This is a genomic window from Methylacidiphilum infernorum V4, assembly GCF_000019665.1.
Classification (GTDB): Bacteria; Verrucomicrobiota; Verrucomicrobiia; order Methylacidiphilales; family Methylacidiphilaceae; genus Methylacidiphilum; species Methylacidiphilum infernorum.
The window spans coordinates 1620234-1639978 of sequence record NC_010794.1; the positions used below are offsets into that span (position 1 = coordinate 1620234).

General features: G+C 42.9%; 17 protein-coding genes. 4 read left to right on the plus strand and 13 right to left on the minus strand.

Annotation, left to right across the window (positions count from 1 at the left end; genetic code table 11):
* Nucleotides 1–235: 235 nt before the first annotated feature.
* The 5 genes from MINF_RS07665 to MINF_RS07685 form a co-directional block, all read right to left on the minus strand.
* On the minus strand, nt 236–913 hold the full coding sequence (locus MINF_RS07665; RefSeq protein ID WP_012464069.1) for an SCO family protein: 678 nt from the start codon (nt 911–913) through the stop codon (nt 236–238).
* Nucleotides 910–1704, minus strand: coding sequence for an ABC transporter permease (locus MINF_RS07670; RefSeq protein WP_012464070.1), 795 nt, complete (start codon nt 1702–1704; stop codon nt 910–912). Before MINF_RS07670 ends, MINF_RS07665 begins: the two co-directional genes overlap by 4 nt.
* Nucleotides 1688–2704 (minus strand): ABC transporter ATP-binding protein, encoded by a 1017-nt coding sequence (locus MINF_RS07675; RefSeq protein ID WP_012464071.1) that lies wholly within the window; start codon nt 2702–2704, stop codon nt 1688–1690. The genes MINF_RS07670 and MINF_RS07675 overlap by 17 nt, the downstream gene beginning before the upstream one ends.
* A gap of 63 nt (nt 2705–2767) precedes the next feature.
* Nucleotides 2768–4129, minus strand: coding sequence for a 3-deoxy-D-manno-octulosonic acid transferase (locus tag MINF_RS07680; protein WP_148205198.1), 1362 nt, complete (start codon nt 4127–4129; stop codon nt 2768–2770).
* Nucleotides 4130–4140: 11 nt separating this feature from the next.
* Nucleotides 4141–5082, minus strand: coding sequence for a tyrosine-type recombinase/integrase (locus tag MINF_RS07685; RefSeq protein ID WP_079200437.1), 942 nt, complete (start codon nt 5080–5082; stop codon nt 4141–4143).
* A 178-nt stretch (nt 5083–5260) separates the two neighbouring features.
* On the opposite strand from MINF_RS07685, the gene ppc reads away from it, so the two are divergent.
* Entirely contained in the window at nt 5261–8056 is a 2796-nt protein-coding gene (gene ppc / locus MINF_RS07690; protein ID WP_012464075.1) for a phosphoenolpyruvate carboxylase, read from the plus strand.
* A 391-nt stretch (nt 8057–8447) separates the two neighbouring features.
* A complete protein-coding gene (locus MINF_RS07700; RefSeq protein ID WP_048810518.1) occupies nt 8448–8660 on the plus strand; it encodes a hypothetical protein in 213 nt (70 codons plus the stop codon).
* Nucleotides 8661–8714: 54 nt separating this feature from the next.
* Here the strand turns inward: MINF_RS07700 and MINF_RS07705 are convergent, their stop codons facing one another.
* The 4 genes from MINF_RS07705 to MINF_RS07720 all read right to left on the minus strand — a co-directional run bounded on the left by MINF_RS07705 (nt 8715) and on the right by MINF_RS07720 (nt 12297).
* Nucleotides 8715–10229 (minus strand): 2-isopropylmalate synthase, encoded by a 1515-nt coding sequence (locus MINF_RS07705; protein WP_048810270.1) that lies wholly within the window; start codon nt 10227–10229, stop codon nt 8715–8717.
* A 40-nt stretch (nt 10230–10269) separates the two neighbouring features.
* Complete coding sequence (gene ilvC, locus MINF_RS07710; protein WP_012464080.1) at nt 10270–11298, minus strand: ketol-acid reductoisomerase; 1029 nt, start codon at nt 11296–11298, stop codon at nt 10270–10272.
* 126 nt (nt 11299–11424) lie between these two features.
* Entirely contained in the window at nt 11425–11898 is a 474-nt protein-coding gene (gene ilvN / locus MINF_RS07715; protein WP_012464081.1) for an acetolactate synthase small subunit, read from the minus strand.
* A 123-nt stretch (nt 11899–12021) separates the two neighbouring features.
* Nucleotides 12022–12297 (minus strand): acylphosphatase, encoded by a 276-nt coding sequence (locus MINF_RS07720; protein WP_012464082.1) that lies wholly within the window; start codon nt 12295–12297, stop codon nt 12022–12024.
* A 364-nt stretch (nt 12298–12661) separates the two neighbouring features.
* Between MINF_RS07720 and MINF_RS07725 the strand changes: the two genes are divergently transcribed.
* Together MINF_RS07725 and MINF_RS07730 are read left to right on the plus strand one after the other, a co-directional pair.
* On the plus strand, nt 12662–13783 hold the full coding sequence (locus tag MINF_RS07725) for a glycoside hydrolase family 3 N-terminal domain-containing protein (RefSeq protein ID WP_012464084.1): 1122 nt from the start codon (nt 12662–12664) through the stop codon (nt 13781–13783).
* A gap of 88 nt (nt 13784–13871) precedes the next feature.
* Nucleotides 13872–16046, plus strand: a complete 2175-nt coding sequence (locus MINF_RS07730; protein ID WP_012464086.1) for an AMP-binding protein — start codon at nt 13872–13874, stop codon at nt 16044–16046.
* A 21-nt stretch (nt 16047–16067) separates the two neighbouring features.
* Here the strand turns inward: MINF_RS07730 and recO are convergent, their stop codons facing one another.
* The 4 genes from recO to MINF_RS07750 are packed head-to-tail and all read right to left on the minus strand — an operon-like array spanning nt 16068 to nt 19536.
* On the minus strand, nt 16068–16622 hold the full coding sequence (gene recO, locus MINF_RS07735; RefSeq protein ID WP_012464087.1) for a DNA repair protein RecO: 555 nt from the start codon (nt 16620–16622) through the stop codon (nt 16068–16070).
* Nucleotides 16615–17013: an rRNA maturation RNase YbeY gene (ybeY, locus tag MINF_RS07740; protein ID WP_390176030.1), complete on the minus strand. Its 399-nt coding sequence runs from the start codon at nt 17011–17013 to the stop codon at nt 16615–16617. The genes recO and ybeY overlap by 8 nt, the downstream gene beginning before the upstream one ends.
* The gene (locus MINF_RS07745; RefSeq protein WP_012464089.1) at nt 16952–18568 is read right to left on the minus strand and encodes an HD family phosphohydrolase; all 1617 of its coding nucleotides are present in this window, start codon (nt 18566–18568) and stop codon (nt 16952–16954) included. The genes ybeY and MINF_RS07745 overlap by 62 nt, the downstream gene beginning before the upstream one ends.
* On the minus strand, nt 18565–19536 hold the full coding sequence (locus tag MINF_RS07750) for a PhoH family protein (protein ID WP_012464090.1): 972 nt from the start codon (nt 19534–19536) through the stop codon (nt 18565–18567). The genes MINF_RS07745 and MINF_RS07750 overlap by 4 nt, the downstream gene beginning before the upstream one ends.
* Nucleotides 19537–19745 lie beyond the last annotated feature (209 nt).

Genomic DNA, 19745 nt, shown 5'->3' on the forward strand with positions numbered 1-19745 from the left:
TCTTTTTCATTCCATTACCCAGGACTACCTACAGGTCACCCAAAAAAAAGTCGCCTTTCTTTCTCATAAAAACCTGTTACTTCCCCAGGAGTTAAAATCGTTGATCCTACTCCTCGATTCCTTCAATTCAATGCCGAATTTACATCCTCGTCCTTTCCGCTATCCCATTCTATAAGCCTTTTTACACGGGATGGCGCAAGAAAGGGGCCCCTCATTGCTAACCTTTTCCAACCCTTTATGTTCCTTTATTATTTTTTGAAGCTTCTTGCAACAAAAGGAGAATGTCTATAGAGAGATCTTTCGGGGTTTTTTGGTTCAATCCATCGTAATATTTTCGTATAAAGCCCTCTTGATCGATTAAAACAAATTGGGTGGAATGATAAAATCTTCCCTCGGCTTGCCTTTTATCTTGAGGATTTTCTCCCATTCCCAAAGCCAATCCCTTGACGACAAAATCCTGGATGTTCTGGGACTTCCCAGTTAAAAAGTACCAAAAAGTAGGGTCGGCATGGAATCCTTCCGCATACTTTCTTAAAGCCTGGGCATTGTCCATTTCTGGATCTATGGATATGGAAACCAAGCGTACTCCCTCGAGCTTGCCCAAAATGCTTTGTAGCTGAGACATCCTCAAGGATTCTGTCGAACAGGGACCGGGACAATGGGTATAAATCAAGTCGGCCACCCACACTTTCCCTTTCAATTCTCGTTCGGTAATTGTCACCCCATCAGACCTTATTAAAGAAAAAGGAGGAATCTGCCGGATCTTGGGCATGTTTGACCTTTCTTTCCAGTATTTAACTTGGAAATAACTGGAAGTCAGGTTAAGGAAAAAGGAAATAGCCACCAGGGAAACGAAAAGAACAACTAATGTTTTGATAAGGCTTTGGGGACTTTCTTTATTTTGTAAATTCATGGATGTTTCACTTTAATTTTATCGGTTACCCAAATACTGAGTGCTGTCATGGTTATGAAAAACAGCAGGGTAATAAAAAAGTACATCAACAATTTTCCCAGATCAAGAGAGGAGTAGGGACTCAACCAAAACCGCAACATTTCCAAGCCGTAGTAAAGGGGATTAAGAAAGATCAAGGTTTTAATCCATCCATAAGCCCCTTCAGCAGGAAAAAGCGCACCCGATAAAAGCCACAAAGGCATCAGCAAAAGATTCATTAAAGCATGGTAGCCTTGGACCGAGTCCAAGGGCCATGCCAAGATATAGCCGACGGCGGTCATCGCCATGCCTAGTAAAGCCAAGGTAAGGACTACACCAAAAAACCTCTCAAGACTAAAAGGAATACCCATGGGCAAAACTAAAAAGTAAACTATAAGCGATTGCAACAGCCCTAATGTTGTCCCTCCTAAAAGTTTAGAAACGACGATCGATCCACGGGATATAGGAGCACAAAGCACGGCTTGAAGAAAACCCTCTCTCCTATCCTCTATAATAGAAATGGTGGAAAATATAGCGGTAAAAAGAAGGATAAGAAGCATCATCCCCGGAAAAAAGTAAATCAAGTAATTCTGTCCATTGGGAGCATGGAAAGAACGACCCACGCCCGAACCAATTAAAAGCCAGAACACTAAAGGAGTGCCTAATGCACCGACTATCCTGTTTTTCTGTCTCAAAAACCGAACGACCTCCCTTTTCCAAAGAGTATATACGGCTAGGGTATTGTTCCCCACTCTTCTAATAGGCGGTTTCATCTTCTTTTTCTCCTATCAAAAATTGATGGCCAGTCAAATGCAGGAAAACATCTTCAAGAGATGTTTGGGCAATAGTCAAGGCGGAGATAGAGTTAGGTTGTTTTTCTAATAAATTTGCCGCAAATTGAAGAAGGGAGCTATAATTTTCTCCTCTTTTAGATTCAACAACTAAAGCTCCATTCACTTTAATCGGGGTCCTGCCCAGGCTCACGATCTGCTGTTCCAAAAGCTCTAAAGTCGAAGAGCGAACCGTAAGAATAAGACCGGGGATTAAAGACCTTAATTGATCCGGGCTATCCCAGGCAACAACCTTTCCCTTATCCATGATCAGGACCTTATCGCATCGTTCCGCTTCTTCCATGAGATGCGTGGTCACCAAGATCGTTAAATGGAATTCATTGCGCAAAGTAAAAAGATAATTCCAAATCTCCCGACGTGCAGCCGGATCTATCCCCGTGCTGGGTTCGTCTAAAATGAGAATCTCTGGTTGATGCAATATTCCTTTGGCCACTTCTACCCTTCTTTGAAGCCCCCCGGAGAGAGTTTCAACAAGATCCTTTTTCCTTTCCGAAAGATGAAAGAGTTCCAGCAGTTCGTCTATACGTTGACGGAGATCCTTTCCATGCAAATTATACAAATGACCCTGATGCTGTAAGTTTTCTTCAACAGTCAATTTTTTATCCAAACTTGGAGACTGAAACACTATGCCCAATACGGAACGAGCGAGAGCTCCTTCTGCTGGATAAGAAAACCCTGCAAGTTTCACAGAGCCAGAGGTTAAGGGCAACAGGGTTGAAAGAATCCTAAAAAGGGTTGTTTTACCACTGCCATTAGGACCCAGGATTCCGGCTATGGTCCCTTCTTCTACTTCAAAACTGACATCGTTGAGTGCCTTGCGTTCCCCATAAGAAAAGGACAAGTTTTTAACCTCTACTTTGATTCTCCGTGTCGTCCTCGTAGATCCAGCAGATTCTGTTTGAATAAATGAACTTATGCTCATTGTATAAAAAATATTGGGTTAAAAAAAGAATTCCACAGTGTTTTTTCAAGCATACTTTATTTCCTAGGAAGCCTCTTTAAGCAGATTTTCAAAAGGTCTTTTTGCGGTGAGCCTCTTTTGATATTCCAAATAATTATACACGATTTCTGCTGTTTTTCTTCCCACTCCTACATTTTTCATAAATACCGATTTTGCTTTTTTCCCCATCATTTTTCTGGCTTTTTCATCTTCGATCAACTCTTGGAGTTTGTGAGAAAAATCCGCCTCGTCCTTGACCACGGTAAGGGCTTCACAGTCTAAGAAGAGTTTAAATAACAATTTAAAATTTTGCATGTTTGGACCAACCAGTATCGCTTTCCCTGCCCTAGCCGCTTCTATAAAATTCTGTCCTCCCTTTGCCGTTAAACTTTTACCCACAAACACAAGATCTGCCTTTTCATAAAGCGCCCTTAACTCCCCGGTTGTATCCACTATAAGAATATCCGACGAAGGCTGTAGATCATTAATTGTCTCAAGCTCGGTTCTCATTACCGGGCTGATTCCATAATCCAGGCAAAGGCTTTTAATCTCCCTTGCTCTTTCTGCATGACGAGGGGCTAAAATTAAGCGAAGATTAGGCCACTTTTGTTTCAGTCGGATAAATGCCTTGACCAGGATTTCTTCTTCACCACGGTGAGTACTGCCTCCAAGAATAATTAAACTGCCTTGATCCCATCCCAGTTTTCCCCACCATGTCGTGGTTCTCTCCAAGTCAGTTCTATAATCGGCAACATCAAATTTCATGCTCCCCATGCAAAATATTCTCTCAGGAGGAAATCCAACCCTTGCAAATCTCTCCGTTTCAGATTCGTGGGTAACGAGAATTAAGCTTAACTGGTTAAGAAAAGGCTTCATGAACCAAGAAAAAAACTTGTACCATTTTTCCGTCCTTTCCGAAAGCCTTGCGTTACAGAGGATAATGGGAATTTTTCTTTTTGTCGATTCTTCGATAAAATTTGGCCAAATTTCCGTTTCGATAAGAACGACTAACCGAGGATTTAAAAAGGAAAAGGTCCTTTTTACGGCCCAAGGAAAGTCAAGGGGAAAATAATAAACCGAGCACTTATCCCTTGGTTCAGATAACGCCATTCTGAGCCCTGTTGAAGTGGTTGTGGTAAAGGCAACCTTGATTTCGGGATCTATCTTCCAAAGTTCTTTTAAAATGACTTTCCCAATCAAGACCTCTCCCACACTCACCCCATGTATCCATAAGTCTACGCCCTTTAAATAAGAATTTTTTTTCCTTGGATACATCCCGAACCGCTGCCCGATCCCTTCAAAAGGATTACCCCTTCTGCGCAATTTCACGTAGTAATAGGGCAAGCTAAACAGTGTAAAAATAATGAAAAGTAAAGTATAAAGAACCCGGATAACAAAAGAACGCATAGGTTTACTGTTCAAGCCCTAGGGTGAGTTCTAAAATAAGATTCTTTTAGATGCTCTGCGCTGACCGCCGTATATATTTGAGTGGTCGAAAGATGAGCATGACCCAACAATTCTTGAATACTCCTCAAATCCGCTCCTCCTTCTAACAGGTGGGTTGCAAAGGTATGCCTTAATTTATGGGGGCTTATCGACTGATCTAACCCGGCAATGGCTAAATACTCTTTTAAAGAAAGTTGGAAAAAACGGGGCGTAAGAGGTTTTCCTCTGGAAGAAACGAAAAGAAATTCCGACTCAAAAGGACAGCTTTCTAAATAAGAACATAGGGAGGCGGTGGCGACTTCCCCGAGAATACAATACCTTTCTTTTTTCCTTTTCCCTTCGACGAGAAGGGCTAGATCTGAGGGAAAAAAGTTTTTCCTTTTAAGAGAACTCAGCTCTCCGACCCTAAGACCCGCTCCATAAAGAGTTTCTAACCACGCTTGGTCTCTTTTCCATTGCCACTCATTCCACCTGGATTTTTTCCCCTTTTCTTTTTCCTTTTCCCATTTTTTTTGCGGAGCATTGAGCAAGGCTTGAACCTGTTCTAAGCTCAAGTATCTCGGCAGATTACGATCGGGCTTAGGCAACATAACCTGGGAAAAAGGGCTTTCCTTGTTTATCTTTTTCTCTCTGTAAAAAAAATTAAAAAAGGAACGCAAAGCCGCAAATCGGACCCGAATAGAACTCGGTTTTAAATCCGGCCTTTTGCAAAGAAAATAAAGATAATCTCGACATTCTTCTATCTTCGGCTCTTTACACTGCTGCCACTTCACGAAAGAAAAAAATTCTTTCAACGGCTGGACATAGTTTCTCACCGTGTATAAAGAAAAACTTTTAGCTAAAAGATAATGGATATACCTTTCAATCCATCCCGAGATTTCCGGCGACAAGGAAGTTCTTTTCTTAGAATCCATCGAAAAAACTTTCTTCTATAATCCTTCTTTCCAGGGAAAAAGAAAAGATAAATTTTACTCCAAACTCCGGAGAGAGCAATGGGATGAAGAGAGGACATCAGGGAGGATCAAAAATTAAAAGTAGTTGAAATTTTTACCAAAGGCTTTTCATTTAGATGGCTAAAAGAATGGATAAACGGTGAGTGTCAGAAAACAGCTAAGTAGCCTTCAGCGCATCTCTCCAGAACATGATTTTTCTCTTTTATCCAGGACCATCCATTTTCTTGGAGATACCTTGGGAAAAGTCATTACCCAGCTTGAGGGAGAAAAAATCCTATCCATTGAAGAGACGATAAGAAAATTGGCAAAAGAAAGCCGTAAAGGCAAAGAAGAAGCAACCCGGAAGTTATCCGATATTGTCCGAGGATTGGACATAGACATGGCTTACAGGATGGCCATGGCTTTTACCTGCTACTTCGAACTCGTCAATCTTGCCGAAGAAAACTATAGAGTTCGAATTTTAATGAAACGGCGGATCAATCAACTCAACCATCCCCAAAAAGCTATTCCCAAGGAGTCCATAGAATCGGCGATCTCCCAGTTAAAAAAGGCCAAGGTTAAAAAAGAGGAGATCCAGGAAATTCTTGAGAAGATGGAAATCGTGCTTGTCTTTACGGCCCACCCCACGGAAATAAAAAGGCAGACGATATTAAATAAACTGTGTGAAATTTCTTCTTATTTAAAAAAAGAATCTTTCAACTCCAAGCCTTCCCCGGCCATTCATTCAACCGTTGAAAGATTAATCGCTTCTTTGTGGCTCACGGAAAGATCGAGATCAAAGAATCCTCAAGTTCTGGATGAAGTACGCACCGGGCTGTGGTACTTCGAACATACCCTATGGGATGTCATCCCCGAACTCCATAACGAATTGCAAAGAGTCCTTGATATTTACTATCCTGGAGTAACCTTAAAGCCCAAGTGGATATCTTTTGGTTCCTGGATTGGTGGCGATCGCGACGGCAATTTTCAGGTCACTACGAAAACTACGGCAACCACGTTCATTCTCCAACGCAACCTTGCCCTAAGAAAAGTTTCTCAGAGTCTCGAACGGCTTTCTGAAATTTTCTCTATTTCAAGCCAACGGATCCCTCCTACAAAAAAAGTTATCCGGCTGTTGAATGAAAAGCTAAAGTCTTTCCCCTCTCTCAAAGAAGAATATGAAAGGTATCCCAATGAGCCTTACCGGCTTGTTCTTTTGGCTCTAAAAAAAGAAGTGGAAAACTCGATAAATAAAATTTCTGAGAACGACTTGCTCGATTTTTTTCATGATTGCAAGCCAGATACGACCCTGAAGGCTATTACCGAAGTCTTGGAAGCTTTGAAAGAAAATTTTGACGCTCCACAGACGAGAATATTTCTCGAGGGAGAATTTCAAAAACTTGCTCAATGCATCGAAGTTTTCGGGATCCATATCTTTTCACTGGATATTCGACAACATTCCGCCATTCACGAGGAAGCTATTGAAGAAATACTGCGACTTAATGGACATCCCGAAATTTCCTATGCTTTGCTTGATGAAAAGGAAAAGGTAGGGTTGCTCAACAAGTTGCTGGAAGGGCCCCTTCCTTCCCTGCATTCTCTTTACAATCGAGCTTCGGATAAACTTAAGGAAGTCCTTGGTCCAATCCTGGTCTTTTCCCGGTCTATAGCTATTCTGGGCAAAGAAGTTTGCGGTTGCTATCTTATAAGCATGACTTCCGGGCTCTCCGATATCCTAGAAGTCCTTTATTTGTGTAAAATATGCCGATGTTCAATCGACATTGCTCCGCTTTTCGAAACTCTGTCTGACTTAAAGTCTTCTCCACAAACCCTTCAGGACCTTCTCTCTCATCCTCTTTATAGAAAGTACCTACAAGAACGTTCCGACAAACAGATCGTCATGCTCGGATATTCCGATAGCAACAAAGATTGTGGATACATGACGTCAAACTGGTGGCTTTTTCAGATACAAGAAAAGCTTCATGAAGTCTGCCGTGTTCATGGCGTCAGCCTCGTTTTATTTCACGGTAGAGGAGGAACAATAGCTCGCGGAGGGGGACCTGCAGCAAAAGCCATACTCGCCCAACCCAAAGGTCTATTAGAGGGTAAAATCAGGATTACCGAGCAGGGAGAAGTCCTTTCAACCCGTTACCACGATTTCGATATCGCTTTCCGGATTCTTGAACAGACTACTTATGGTGTTCTCCTCGCTATTCATAAAAGTAGAAAAAAAACAATTCTTCCCAAGTCATGGGAAAAAACGATAGAATGCATTGCTGAAGAAAGTTATAGGGCTTATACCCATCTCCTTCATCAAGAGCCTGATTTTTTGCGCTTTTGGCAGGAAGTCACCCCGATAAACGAAATCGGTTCTCTAAAAATCGCATCCCGTCCCATTTTTAGATTTCGGTTAAACAATTTTGAAGATCTTAGGGCTATTCCCTGGGTTTTTTCTTGGATGCAAACCCGTTTTGTCATTCCTGGATGGTACGGTATTGGTTCCAGCTTAAAAAAGGTGATTGAAACAAGCCCAAAGGCTTTGTCCATTCTCCAAAAGATGTACGAAAAGTGGACCTTCTTTCAAACGGTCATCGATAACGCCCAACTTTCCCTGGCTAAAACCGATATCGATATTGCCAGGTTATATTGCGACTTGGCTTCAGACAAAAATTTGGCCCAAAGAATATTTTCCATCATAGAAGCGGAATACAAGAAGACGGTTGAAACCATTCTTAAAATTACCCTTCAAAATAATATCCTTGATCATGAACCCATTCTTCAGAGGTCTATACAACTCAGAAATCCTTATGTCGATCCCCTGAATTATATTCAGGTCGAAATGATCAAACGCAATCGAGCAGGCCAGCCGCCAACCGCGTTGGAAATAGACAAGATAAAATCGGTGATCGAGTTGACCATAAACGGTATAAGTGCAGGGCTTAGAAACACCGGTTAAAGGATCATAAGCGACTTTTTTATGCTTGTTTACCCTATGAACGGGGCAAGGAGATCCTTGGGCATAAAAATATCTTTTTGTTTTCTCTTTCTTCTCTTATTTCAAGATTTCGACATACCGCTTAGGCTCCTGAACAGGAACGAGAAAAAAAATAAGCACCGTGGCAAAGGATGGGCTGGCAAAGAAAAACTCCCCCAAGAGAGAAGATACAGTCTTCATTCAGAATACCGAGGAGTGCTTTTATCGAAAGGAAGCAAGACTGATCCTCGCAGCCTAGCTAGAACAGAGGGATAGCTCTCCTAAAGAGGAATTCTTGAGGTCAAATTTTATTCTTTTAAAAAAAAGATAAAATATTTTTGCTAAACTGCTATTTGTGCTAAATATTATTTTGATGGACAATAACTATAAAAGTTATGATCACCACCATTCTTATGAACGGGTTACCTCTCGTTTCAAAAAAGAGTTGGATACCACTTCATTGTCCATCATTTTAGCCATCGTTATCGGCTATATCTTGTTCATGCTCTTTTTGAATTTTGATCATTTCATTCCCTACTTAAGACCGGAATCCGAAATATTTGATATTCCCCCTACGCCCTTTTAGCCAACTGTTCTTTTTCTCTTCCGGAAAGGGGAAAAACCAAAGAAAAAGGAAAAGCTATAATAAAGCCTTGTTAACGGCATTTAAGTAAGCTTTTATGCTGGCTTCGATCACATCGGTGGAAGCCGCTTTAGCCGTAACCAGTTTTTTCGAATCAAAATTGACCTTAACGGTGACTTCTCCGATGGCGTCTTTCCCTTCTGTAACGGATTTGACTTCATATTCCACAAGATGCCCATGCTGGCCCGTAATTCGATCCACCGCTTTCATCGCAGCGTCCACTGCCCCATCTCCCGTACTGGCATCGACAAGGACTTCTTCTCCATGCCTCAATTTTATGGTGGCCATGGGAATCCCCCCACTACATACCGTTACGGCTACATATTCGAGTTCATAAGTCTCTTTTATTCTCGATATTTGACCTTCAACAAGAGAAACCAGGTCATCGTCGTAAATAAACTTTTTCTTATCTCCTATCTGTTTAAACTGGGAGAAAATGTTGTCGATCTCTTCCTTTTCTAATTCAAATCCGAGTATTTTCAGTCGATTCTCCAAGGCCGCTCTACCGCTGTGCTTGGTTAAAGGCAACTCGCTTTGCTCCCAACCGATGATTTTCGGATCGATGATCTCGTAAGTTTCCCTTTTTTTCAGAATACCATCCTGGTGGATTCCTGCTGCATGGGCAAAAGCATTTTCTCCAACCACCGCTTTGTTTCGTTGAACCGCGAGCCCAGACATCCTGGAGACAAGCCTAGATGTCCTGAGAATTTCTTTAAGCTGGATGCCCGTCTCAATTTTGCCAAATGCATCGGGACGCGTATGCAAAGCCATGATGATTTCTTCAAGAGCAGCATTACCGGCTCTTTCGCCAATGCCGTTGATCGTCCCCTCCACTTGCCTCGCTCCAGCTTTTATAGCAGCCAAAGAATTGGAAACGGCCAGTCCCAAGTCATTATGGCAATGAACACTCACCACGACTTTATCAATATCTTGAACGTGATCAAAAAGATAACGGATAAGAGAGGCAAACTCTTCGGGAACGGCATATCCCACCGTATCGGGAATATTGACGGTAGTCGCTCCCGCCTCTATGACTTTCTGAATAATCTTGGCCAAAAACTCGGGCTCGGTCCTTGAAGCATCTTCGGCGGAAAACTCGACGTCTTGAACATAGCGCTTCGCTAAACGCACCCCTTCTACAGCGATCCGCACGATCTCCTCCTCGTCCTTGGCCAGCTTGAATCTCCGATGAATTTGAGAGGTGGCAAGAAAAACATGTATCCTTGCTGCATCTGCTGCTGCTTTTAAGGCTTCAGCTGCCGCTTCAATATCCTTCGGCAAGCACCTTGCAAGACCACAAATCTTTGGTCCCTTAACCTGGGCCGCTATTTCTGATACCGACTCGAAGTCTCCCTGGCTAATGACAGGGAACCCCGCCTCGATCACGTCCACTCCCAGCCGGGCTAATTGTTTGGCAACTTCCAACTTCTGCCTGGAGGTCATACTGGCTCCAGGACATTGTTCTCCATCTCTTAATGTTGTATCAAAGACAATGAGCCGATTAGCTGTCATCTCCAATGGTTAACCTCTCTTTTTAGCTGATTAGGGCTAGTTATTCATAAGCCGCTTGTACCCCATGAAGATTCTTTTTCTTCAACCAAGGGAAAAGGGCTCGAATTTCTGATCCCACTTTTTCAATCGGATGCTTAGCCCCTTCTTCCAGGAGTCTCTTGTAATTCGGTTTTCCTGCCTTTACCTCTTCAATCCACTTCTTTGCAAATTGACCATTTTGAATGTCTTCCAGAACCTGTTTCATGCGAGCTTTGACATGTTCGTCGATGATTTTAGGACCCACGGTAACATCACCCCACTTAGCGGTCTCGGATATAGAAAACCTCATTCCCGAAATGCCGGATTCGTATATTAAATCCACGATGAGTTTCATTTCATGCAGGCATTCGAAATAAGCCATTTCAGGAGAGTAACCTGCGCTAACCAATGTTTCAAAGCCAGCTGTAATCAAAGAAGTCAGTCCCCCACATAAAACGGCCTGTTCCCCGAAGAGGTCCGTCTCCGTTTCTTCTCTAAAAGTCGTCTCAATGACTCCTACCCGTGTAGAGCCAATTCCTTTCGCCCAAGCCAAGGCGATGTCTCTTGCCTTTCCGCTTTGATCCTGATAAACAGCTATCAAGGAAGGAACTCCTCTTCCCTCGACAAACTCCCTTCTCACGATATGACCTGGACCTTTGGGGGCAACAAGGATGACGTCAACTCCAGGAGGAGGAACAACCAGTTTATAATGAATAACGAAACCATGGGCAAAACCTAAAGTTTTGCCTGGAGAAAGATAAGGAGCAATCTGAGCTGAATAAATTTCTGGAATGACAAGATCGGGCACGGCTAAAAAAAGGATATCGGCACTCTTCGCTACCTCGGCGCTGGGCAAAACCTCAAAGCCATATTTTCTGGCCACTTCTATAGATTTACTTTGCGGATACAGGCCGATGACTACGTTAATGCCACTATCTTTTAAATTCAAAGCATGGGCATGTCCTTGCGAGCCAAACCCGATGACACCGACAGTCTTTCCTTTAAGCAGGGATAAATCAGCATCTTTATCGAGCAATACAGTTCTTGTCATTTTGTTTTCTCCGGTAGCTGGGCTTTATTATAATAACAAGCCTCGATGTTTCTCAGAGTTTGTCAACCTCTTTCTTTAAGTTCCTCAACAACTTGCTTGTGAGGACAGTTCGTCTTTTTGCATGTTCTAAATCCTGGGCAAAGCGATTTTACCCGTGCGGCTTAAATCGAGTATTCCGAAATCCTGCATAAGAAAAATAAATTTCGAAATCTTGCTCTCGTCCCCCGTTACTTCAATGGTCATGTTCTTTGGCTCCACATCCACAATTTTCGCTCGAAAAATATCGCATATTTGCATCAGTTCCGCTCGACTCTTGTTGCCCGTTGCCACTTTCACCAATACCAGTTCCCTATCGATATATTCTCCATCTCTAAAGTCCTGGACCGCCAATACATCGATAAGCTTATTTAATTGTTTTGTTACCTGGTCCAAAACTTGGTCGTCTCCTTTTACAACGATGGTCATCCTAGAAATGGATTCATCATGGGTAGGTCCCACGTTAAGAGTATCGATATTAAAGCCCCTGCCGCTGAAAAGCTCGGCGATCCTTGTCAAAACCCCGAATCGATTCGCAACCAAAATAGATAACGTATGTCTCATAGTACAAGCGCCTGGGTTAAGGAGAGTTCAAAACAGCAAAACAAAGCTCATTTACCTTATTGATCATTATAGATTCCGGCTTCAAACAGCTAAAAAATTCGTTTTTGTTAAACCAATAGCACATCAACGAACGATAGAAAAATGAATATATTTGTCTTCTGGTTTTTCCCAAAGCCATTCCACGTGCGTAATACAGGATTTGAGATGGCTATGGGTTAACTCCCTAATGAAGTCTTTAATAGCCTGCTCTTCTCCCTCTACGATCAACTCGACTCTTCCATCCTTCAAGTTCCGCACCACTCCCCCAACATTGTAACGCTGGGCGATACTCCAAGCCGTAGCTCGAAATCCTACCCCTTGAACATGTCCATAAAAACTAGTCTTTAGCCGTTTTTTCACAACAAAGGATGTTTTAACCGCTAAAAGGGATTAATCCTCTTTCCCTACCTCATAAAAACTCAAAAATTAGGGTTTAACTAGAAGAATAAGATAACGAGGAATGGGCTGAATAAAAAATTTTTTTTGATTACTAGACAAGGATTGTAACCCTACCTTCCTTTTTCTATTCCCTATCTTGTCGATGCTAAAGTCTTCTTTTGGGTATATTCGTAAAACGGTCTAGAAATTTCCCTGGAGATTTCCAATTTTCTTTTAAAAAAGATTTTTTTTTCTAAAAATGGAGATCGCATCAAACTCCCTTTTGAACTATAAACAACCAACAGGAAAAGAGGTGAAAAACTTTCTGGATTAAGGCCAACACCCTATGAATGGATACTCTACTTCTACAAATGCTCTCCGCGATGGAGGAAGATTCCTCATCATAGGACTTCCCGGAGCCCACCTTTCCCAGGACCAGATTCAAACCATTCGCGAAATACAGCCTTCAGGATTCATTTTTTTTTCTAGGAACCTGGAGAATCCCCTTTCTTTCAGAAACCTTCTTGAGCAGTTAAGATCCCTGGTCGAGCATGAACCCATCTTTGCAATTGACCAAGAAGGGGGAAGAGTCTCTAGGTTAAAAGCTTTTGGGAGCGAACCTCCCGGGGCAAAAGAACTGGGGGAAAAAGCTGACCTCGATCTTCTTAGAGAACATGGAGAACTGACGGGGAAGTTATTACGTCTTTTCGGTCTAAACTTTGACCTTGCTCCCGTACTCGATATGGACACGAGCGAGCGCGAGCATAATTCTTTGAAAGGACGATCTTTTGCCCCTGATCCTCAGGATGTCTCTCGTTTTGCCAAGGCCTTCATAGAAGGGTTAAAGTCCCAAGGGATTCTTTGCTGTGGAAAACATTTTCCCGGTTACAGCTTTGCCCAATGTGATCCTCACCTCGAATTACCCCAATCTTTTAAATCGAAAAAAGAACTCGAATCTTTTGAATGGATTCCCTTTAGAGCTCTTCAAAACTCCTGCGATAGCTTCATGATCGCCCACATCCGCAACTTCAACCTGGATCCTCAAGGCTTACCTGCTACCCTATCTTCTCGGATGATTAGCATTATAAGGCAAGAATGGCAGTTTACTCAACTCCTCGTTTCCGATGATATAGACATGGGCGCCATCATCAACCACTACTCCTTAAAAGATACCCTAGAATTATCTTTAAAAGCCGGTATAGACATTCTCCTTCTTTGTCATCGTTTCCATTTAGTTAGAGAAGCCGCTGCCATTCTCAGTTCATTCCCCGAATCGATCAAGGAAGAAGCGGCTCAAAGAATCGAAAATTTCAGGAACCGTCTTGCCCCCCCTTTAGCTTTCTCACTAGAGCTATTTCAATCCATCGACCATGAAATCTACTCGCTTCGCGAAAAGGTTCTTGGGAAAGAAAGAGCAAAACAAAGATCTATAGAGGATGGGAAGCGATCACCCGTTGAAATTTATTGAAAATCATGTTATTCCATTGAATTTACCCTGGGATGAAGGTAAAATTTGGGGCTTCTATAAAATAGCTTAAGGTGCAAGGAATGATCTCATGGACTGGATAGGTAGGGAATGGATCCCCTCATCCCAAGGGGCATTGCTGCTGGTTTATACGGCAACTTTACAAGACCTTGAGGCTTTCGAGAATAGCATTCCAAGGAAAACGGTCGTTGCTATAGGAGAACTGAAGGAAGTCAAAGAAGAACAGGTCCTTCTCAAGGGATATATTCCCCTTGAAAAGACTCCAAAAGAAGAGGCTATCCAGTGGGTGGAAGAAAAACTTCAAACTCATAGCTTGGTGGCCATTATCTTCCGCTTGACCCCATTTCCTGAAGGGACGGTGTCCAGTTTTCCCCGGGTTGTTCTTGATATCATAGAACATGTTCAATCCCTAATCATTCCCATCTGGATCGATTCTTTCTGGGCTCATTTTTTTAGTTCCGCCAATGCCTATCCTCCTTCTAAAAGAATCCTTGTCGGCAGCCCAAAAATGCGCGATGAAGATTGGAAAGATTGGTTAAGAAAAAGCTTCTATGATCTCTCTTCTCAAGCTTTATCCCTCCAACCTGGGCTAGAAGAAAATATCGGCTGGCAAGCCTTGTATTATCTTAAACAGAAAAAAAATAGCCCTGTATTCATTGACGGATATTCTCAGAAGCCCCTGACCGGTAAGCTGTTACTAGGGTTAGCCTTAAAAGTCGCCTCATGGATTTCTAAAAATGTCCCCGAGCCACGGGTGGGAGTCCTTTTGCCTATAGGAGCAGGAGCGGTGATTATCAACTTGGCGATCATTTTTGCAGGGAAGATCCCTGTCAATTTTAACATGACGGTGGGTTCTGCAATGAACCTTATTGCCGTTGAGCGATCAAAAGTAAAGACCTTGTTTAGTGCGAAAACATTGAGAGAAAAACTGCAAGATTTTCCGTGGCCTAAAAAAACGATTGAGACGGAAAGTTTTCTCAAGTCCTTTTCCAAGGTTTCCTTGTTTTTTTCCATTTTTCTTGCGGATCTTTTACCCCCGAAAATCGTGGCTACTCTCTGGGGAATACCCAGGCTCGGCGGAGAGAAAGAAGCCGTTTTGCTTTTTACCAGTGGCTCTTTTGGAGAACCCAAGGGGGTTCCCTTATCCCACAAAAACATCTTGGCCAACATTGCCCAAATAAAAACCATCCTCTCGAGTATTCCCATTAAAAGATTACTCGGTGCGCTCCCCATTTTTCATAGCTTTGGTTCAACGACCTGTCTTTGGTGGCCCCTATTAGGAGGTCCCCTAACGATTAGCTACGTTAATCCCCTAGAAATAGAGAAGTTAGCCAGCCTCATCGAACAATACCAGATAGAACTCCTCATCACCACCCCTACGTTTCTTCGTCAGTATTTTAAAAAAGTATCCCCGGAAAAACTCCGAAGTCTCAAAATCGTGATTACCGGATCAGAAAAGCTTCAAAGACAACTTGCAACCGATTTCGAATCGAAGTTCGGGGTCCCGGTTTGTGAAGGATATGGGACAACGGAAGCCTCTCCGGTTATTAGTTCGAATGTGATCGATCCCTTCCAACCCTTGGGTTCTTTAGCCTATAATCAAAGGAACAGGCCGGGGAGCGTGGGGCAACTGGCTGCAGGCCTATCCATTCGCATATTTGATCCAGAGACACGCAAAGAACTCCCCCTTTCTTCTCGTGGAATATTAAGCTTTAAAGGGGCGAATATCTTCAGCGGTTACCTGGACGATCCCCTCCGGACGGCTGCTTCTTTTCAAGAAGGATGGTATTTAAGCGGGGATGTGGGTTCTATGGATAGCGATGGATTTCTTTACATTGAAGACAGGATTAATCGATTTTCTAAAATCGGCGGTGAAATGGTCCCCCACGGAACTATTGAAGAAGGTTTGAGAAAAGGATTACAACAGGCAGTAGGAGAGGATGTCGAAATTGCCGTCGTCGGTATTCCTGATCTCAAAAAAGGAGAAACGCTCGTCGTCCTGATCAACAGAAAAGTTTACAACTGGCAAGTAAGAAAATGCTTGCTTGCGTTGGGTTTTTCTCGACTTTGGATCCCCAAACGGGTTATCTACCTTGATTCTCTCCCCAAGACGCCGCTGGGTAAAGTCGACTACCAACGCTGCAAGATTATAGCATCCAAAGAAGAAATCGAGGCCCATTTGCCCTCTCAATCTCAAGACAAGGCCATCCCAGGTGAAGAAGAACCCAATCAAATCCAAGGATAAACCGCTTGGGGAATGTCCTTCCTAGGGTTTGAGGCAATCTCTTAACTGTTTTCTCTTCTCCCACAATCTTTTGCCTCCACCGGGAGCCTGTTCATAGAGATGGTCGATCTCCGCCCCCTGTAATCCATGGATAGCCAAAAGCCGTTTTTCATAAAGCTCTACAATTTTCAAACTCACGGGCTTTTTTTTTATGTAGCCTAAGGCCTTTTCAAGAAGTATAAAACATTCCGGAAGCGGTGTTCTTTCCTCAGCCGTTTGGGCAATCAATTCAACAAAATAACTCGAGCAAAGCAAGGTTACCCAGTCCCTTCTCAAGGCAAGCATGGGATCGACAATCCGGTATTCTTTCAACAAGTAAAGATCGCTCCTTCTCGATACATAAAAAACAATTTCACATTCGTAAAAAAGATCGATAGGTGCAAAAGAAGCTGTTCCCGACTTTCTAGAGCCCTTGGCAAGGGTTTTTATACATCCCATTGGGCTGATCCAGTAAATAATCGTGCTCGTTTCAGAAAAAGGGTATTTTCTAAAAGCAATAGCCGTGGTGGATAAAAGAGGACCAGAGTGTTTATCCATGGAATGCAGTCGATTGCAGTTTCTCCCAGGTCTTCTCCAGAATGGATTCCTGCACCTGTTCCATCCGCTTCCTCTCCTCTTCTTTGTCATCATCCATACCACAAAGATGGAGCATCCCATGAATCCCATAAAGGAGGACTTCTTTCAATACAGCTATAGAGCGCTGCCTTGCTTCCTTTTCAGCCACCGAGGGACAAATTAAAATTTCACCATAATCGAAACTAATGACATCCGTAGGATGAGGATCCCGAAAGAAAAGGTTATGCACTTCTCCCATTGTCTTCTCAGGTAAAAGGACGAAGTGGATTTTCTGAGGTAAGCGAGGCTGGTCAGCAATTAACTCCACTGCCCATTTCCATCCCTTCCTTAGATCGGATAAGGGCAACGGCACCTCTTTCTGCAGGTTCTGGATCACTACTCGATTTTTCAACGTTTTTAGTACTCTTGGGATAATGAATGCGGGTATGCAATATGGTTTTCAACGAAAAAACAAAACTTTTCTTTATTTCTGTTATTTCTTTCATGCTCAAGGGGCAATCATCGAGCTGGCGGTCTTGCAACTTTTGGGAGACGATGTCTTCGACCAGTTGTTCGATGTCTTTAAGGGTAGGCCTTTCCAAGCAACGCGAAGCACTTTCTATGGAATCGGCAAGCATTAAAATGCCGATCTCTTTCGTTTGCGGCTTGGGACCAGGATATCTAAAACGGGAATCATCAACCTCCAGGAGATCCTCTTCGCCCATGTTGAGGATCTTCACCCCCTTGCGACAATCTTCAAAATTCTGTAAGGCTTTCCTGTAAAAATAATAGACCAAGGAAGTGCCGTGATGCTGTTGGATGGCATCAATAATGGGACGTCTTAAGTGATGCTCTAAAGCCAAGTCCACTCCATCCTTGACATGAGAAATAATAATTAGAGAACTCATTTCTGGAGTAAGGCGGAAATGGGGATTGTCCGCTCCTTGGTTTTCAACAAAATATTGAGGGTTAATCACCTTTCCAATGTCATGAAAATAAGCCATCACCCGGCAGAGACTGCCGTTTTCTCCAATTGCATTGGCCGCTGCCTCGGCTAGGTTAGCCACCATTAAGCTGTGATGATAAGTTCCTGGAGCTTCAGTAGCAAGCCTCCGCAGCAGAGGATGGTTGAGATCGGATAATTCAAGCCATGTAAAATCGGTGTTGAGTTGAAAAATTTCTTCAAGAAGAGGCAAAAGGGTGTTTACAAGCACAGCCGTGAACAACCCTATGCCGATACTCAAAAAAGATTGCTGAATAAGCACATCGGTATCCCCTCCGTTGATAATTCCAAAACCCACGGCGCAAACGAGGCTGGTAAGCCCAACGGCGATGCCCGCCTTCAAGATATCCCTTCTCTGGCAAATCCTCTGAATAAAATAAACTCCAACTATACCGGAAAGCAGGTTGCTGGCTAAAAGCGGTATACTGGGATTAACAAGTAAAGAAATAAAAACACTCGAAAGCATCACCACGATCACGCCGGCATTGACATTAATCAAGGCGGTAACCAATAGGGGAGCCACGGCGGTTGAGACATAAAAATAAATAGCCCTGGATTCTAGCCCCGGCTGGCGAATAGACCATACATAGACAGACTTGGCTATCAACAAGTTGATGGCTATTACGGCAAAAACCAAGAGGAGCTTGGAATTGCTGTAGAAAATCCGGGGCAGGCTCAAATTCAAAACCATGGCCGCACAACTTGTCAGTATCAAGGAAAGGAAAACCAGGGAATAGGTCACATGACCCGTCGCGAAAAGTCCTAGGACGATACAAAAAAAGATAAAAAAGAGAAAGATGGCTAGACGAATCGGTTCGTTAGTTTCAAGTTTGCTTTCCCACTTGGGGATAACAAATATTCTTCTTTTCCGATCCGCCTGCCCTTTTTGAAACTTCGCTAACAGATGCTCAAACAAAGGCTTCATAAATTATTTTTCCCACTGGCCCTATGTATCCTATAGGCTTCCACAATATCCTTGACAAGCTTGTGCCTAACAACATCTTTTTCACCAAACTCGCAAAAACATATACCTGATACGGATTTCAATGCGCTTATCGCCTCAAAAAGCCCAGAATTTCTATGCTTTGGAAGATCTACCTGCGTAGGATCTCCCGTCACCACGCAACGGGATCTCTGCCCCAGGCGGGTTAGGAACATAAGCATCTGTTCGGTGGTTGTATTTTGGGCTTCATCAAGAATAATGAAACTGCCACTTAATGTCCGCCCTCGCATAAAGGCCAAGGGAGCCAATTCAATGACCCCCTTGTCAACCATTTTCTTTAACTCTTCGGCATCGAGCATTTCCTCTAAAGCATCGTAGAGGGGGCGTAAATAAGGGAAAATTTTATCCTCAAGTTCGCCCGGAAGAAATCCAAGTGCCTCTCCCGCCTCTACAGCAGGACGCGTCAAAATGATTTTTTTGATTTCTTCAGCTCGAAATGCCGCCAAAGCAGCAGCCACTGCAAGAAATGTTTTCCCCGTACCTGCTGGACCTAATCCAAAAACAAGTTCGTGTTCTTTTATAGCCTGGATATACCTTTTCTGGTTCAAAGTTCTTGGGACTACTGGAGGTTTTTTAGAAGATGTTTCAAGTTTTGCTCTCTGGAAATCACTCAAAACGACCCCATTTTCTTTTTCAACAAATTCCATGGCGCTATGAATATCCTTTTTAGCAATTTCTAACCCCTGATCGAGGGCGTCCTGCAACTGGTCAAATACTCTTTTGGTTTTCAGGACATTCTCTGGAGCACCGTCAATACGTACCCATCCATCCCTGGTTGTAACCTTTACCCCAAAGCGTTCTTCCAAGATACGCACATTTTTTATTTCATTGGCAAAAAGTTCATGCACTAATCGACCATTCTCAAAAGAAATAATTTCTGAATGCATCATGGGTTAAGTTGGAAAGAAAAGAAATTTAGCAGGGAAGACCTATCCTTAGACCGCTTACAGGGATTTCCAACGAAGGAGTTTAAATAGAATAAAAAAAGGAAGAAAATCAAGCTTCTTAAATCCGAAAATATAAAAAATAGAGTGGGAAAGATCCAAAAAAGAACGGAAACAGTTTTATAAAAAAAATTCTTCCAACCTATCATGAAAAT

Bases quoted from the DNA above. Each gene is read 5' to 3' on its own strand.
- MINF_RS07665 (WP_012464069.1), bottom strand. From the start codon at position 913: ATGAATTTACAAAATAAAGAAAGTCCCCAAAGCCTTATCAAAACATTA.
- MINF_RS07670 (WP_012464070.1), bottom strand. From the start codon at position 1,704: ATGAAACCGCCTATTAGAAGAGTGGGGAACAATACCCTAGCCGTATAT.
- MINF_RS07675 (WP_012464071.1), bottom strand. From the start codon at position 2,704: ATGAGCATAAGTTCATTTATTCAAACAGAATCTGCTGGATCTACGAGG.
- MINF_RS07680 (WP_148205198.1), bottom strand. From the start codon at position 4,129: ATGCGTTCTTTTGTTATCCGGGTTCTTTATACTTTACTTTTCATTATT.
- MINF_RS07685 (WP_079200437.1), bottom strand. From the start codon at position 5,082: ATGGATTCTAAGAAAAGAACTTCCTTGTCGCCGGAAATCTCGGGATGG.
- MINF_RS07700 (WP_048810518.1), top strand. From the start codon at position 8,448: ATGGACAATAACTATAAAAGTTATGATCACCACCATTCTTATGAACGG.
- MINF_RS07705 (WP_048810270.1), bottom strand. From the start codon at position 10,229: ATGACAGCTAATCGGCTCATTGTCTTTGATACAACATTAAGAGATGGA.
- ilvC (WP_012464080.1), bottom strand. From the start codon at position 11,298: ATGACAAGAACTGTATTGCTCGATAAAGATGCTGATTTATCCCTGCTT.
- ilvN (WP_012464081.1), bottom strand. From the start codon at position 11,898: ATGAGACATACGTTATCTATTTTGGTTGCGAATCGATTCGGGGTTTTG.
- MINF_RS07725 (WP_012464084.1), top strand. From the start codon at position 12,662: ATGAATGGATACTCTACTTCTACAAATGCTCTCCGCGATGGAGGAAGA.
- MINF_RS07730 (WP_012464086.1), top strand. From the start codon at position 13,872: ATGGACTGGATAGGTAGGGAATGGATCCCCTCATCCCAAGGGGCATTG.
- recO (WP_012464087.1), bottom strand. From the start codon at position 16,622: ATGGATAAACACTCTGGTCCTCTTTTATCCACCACGGCTATTGCTTTT.
- MINF_RS07745 (WP_012464089.1), bottom strand. From the start codon at position 18,568: ATGAAGCCTTTGTTTGAGCATCTGTTAGCGAAGTTTCAAAAAGGGCAG.
- MINF_RS07750 (WP_012464090.1), bottom strand. From the start codon at position 19,536: ATGATGCATTCAGAAATTATTTCTTTTGAGAATGGTCGATTAGTGCAT.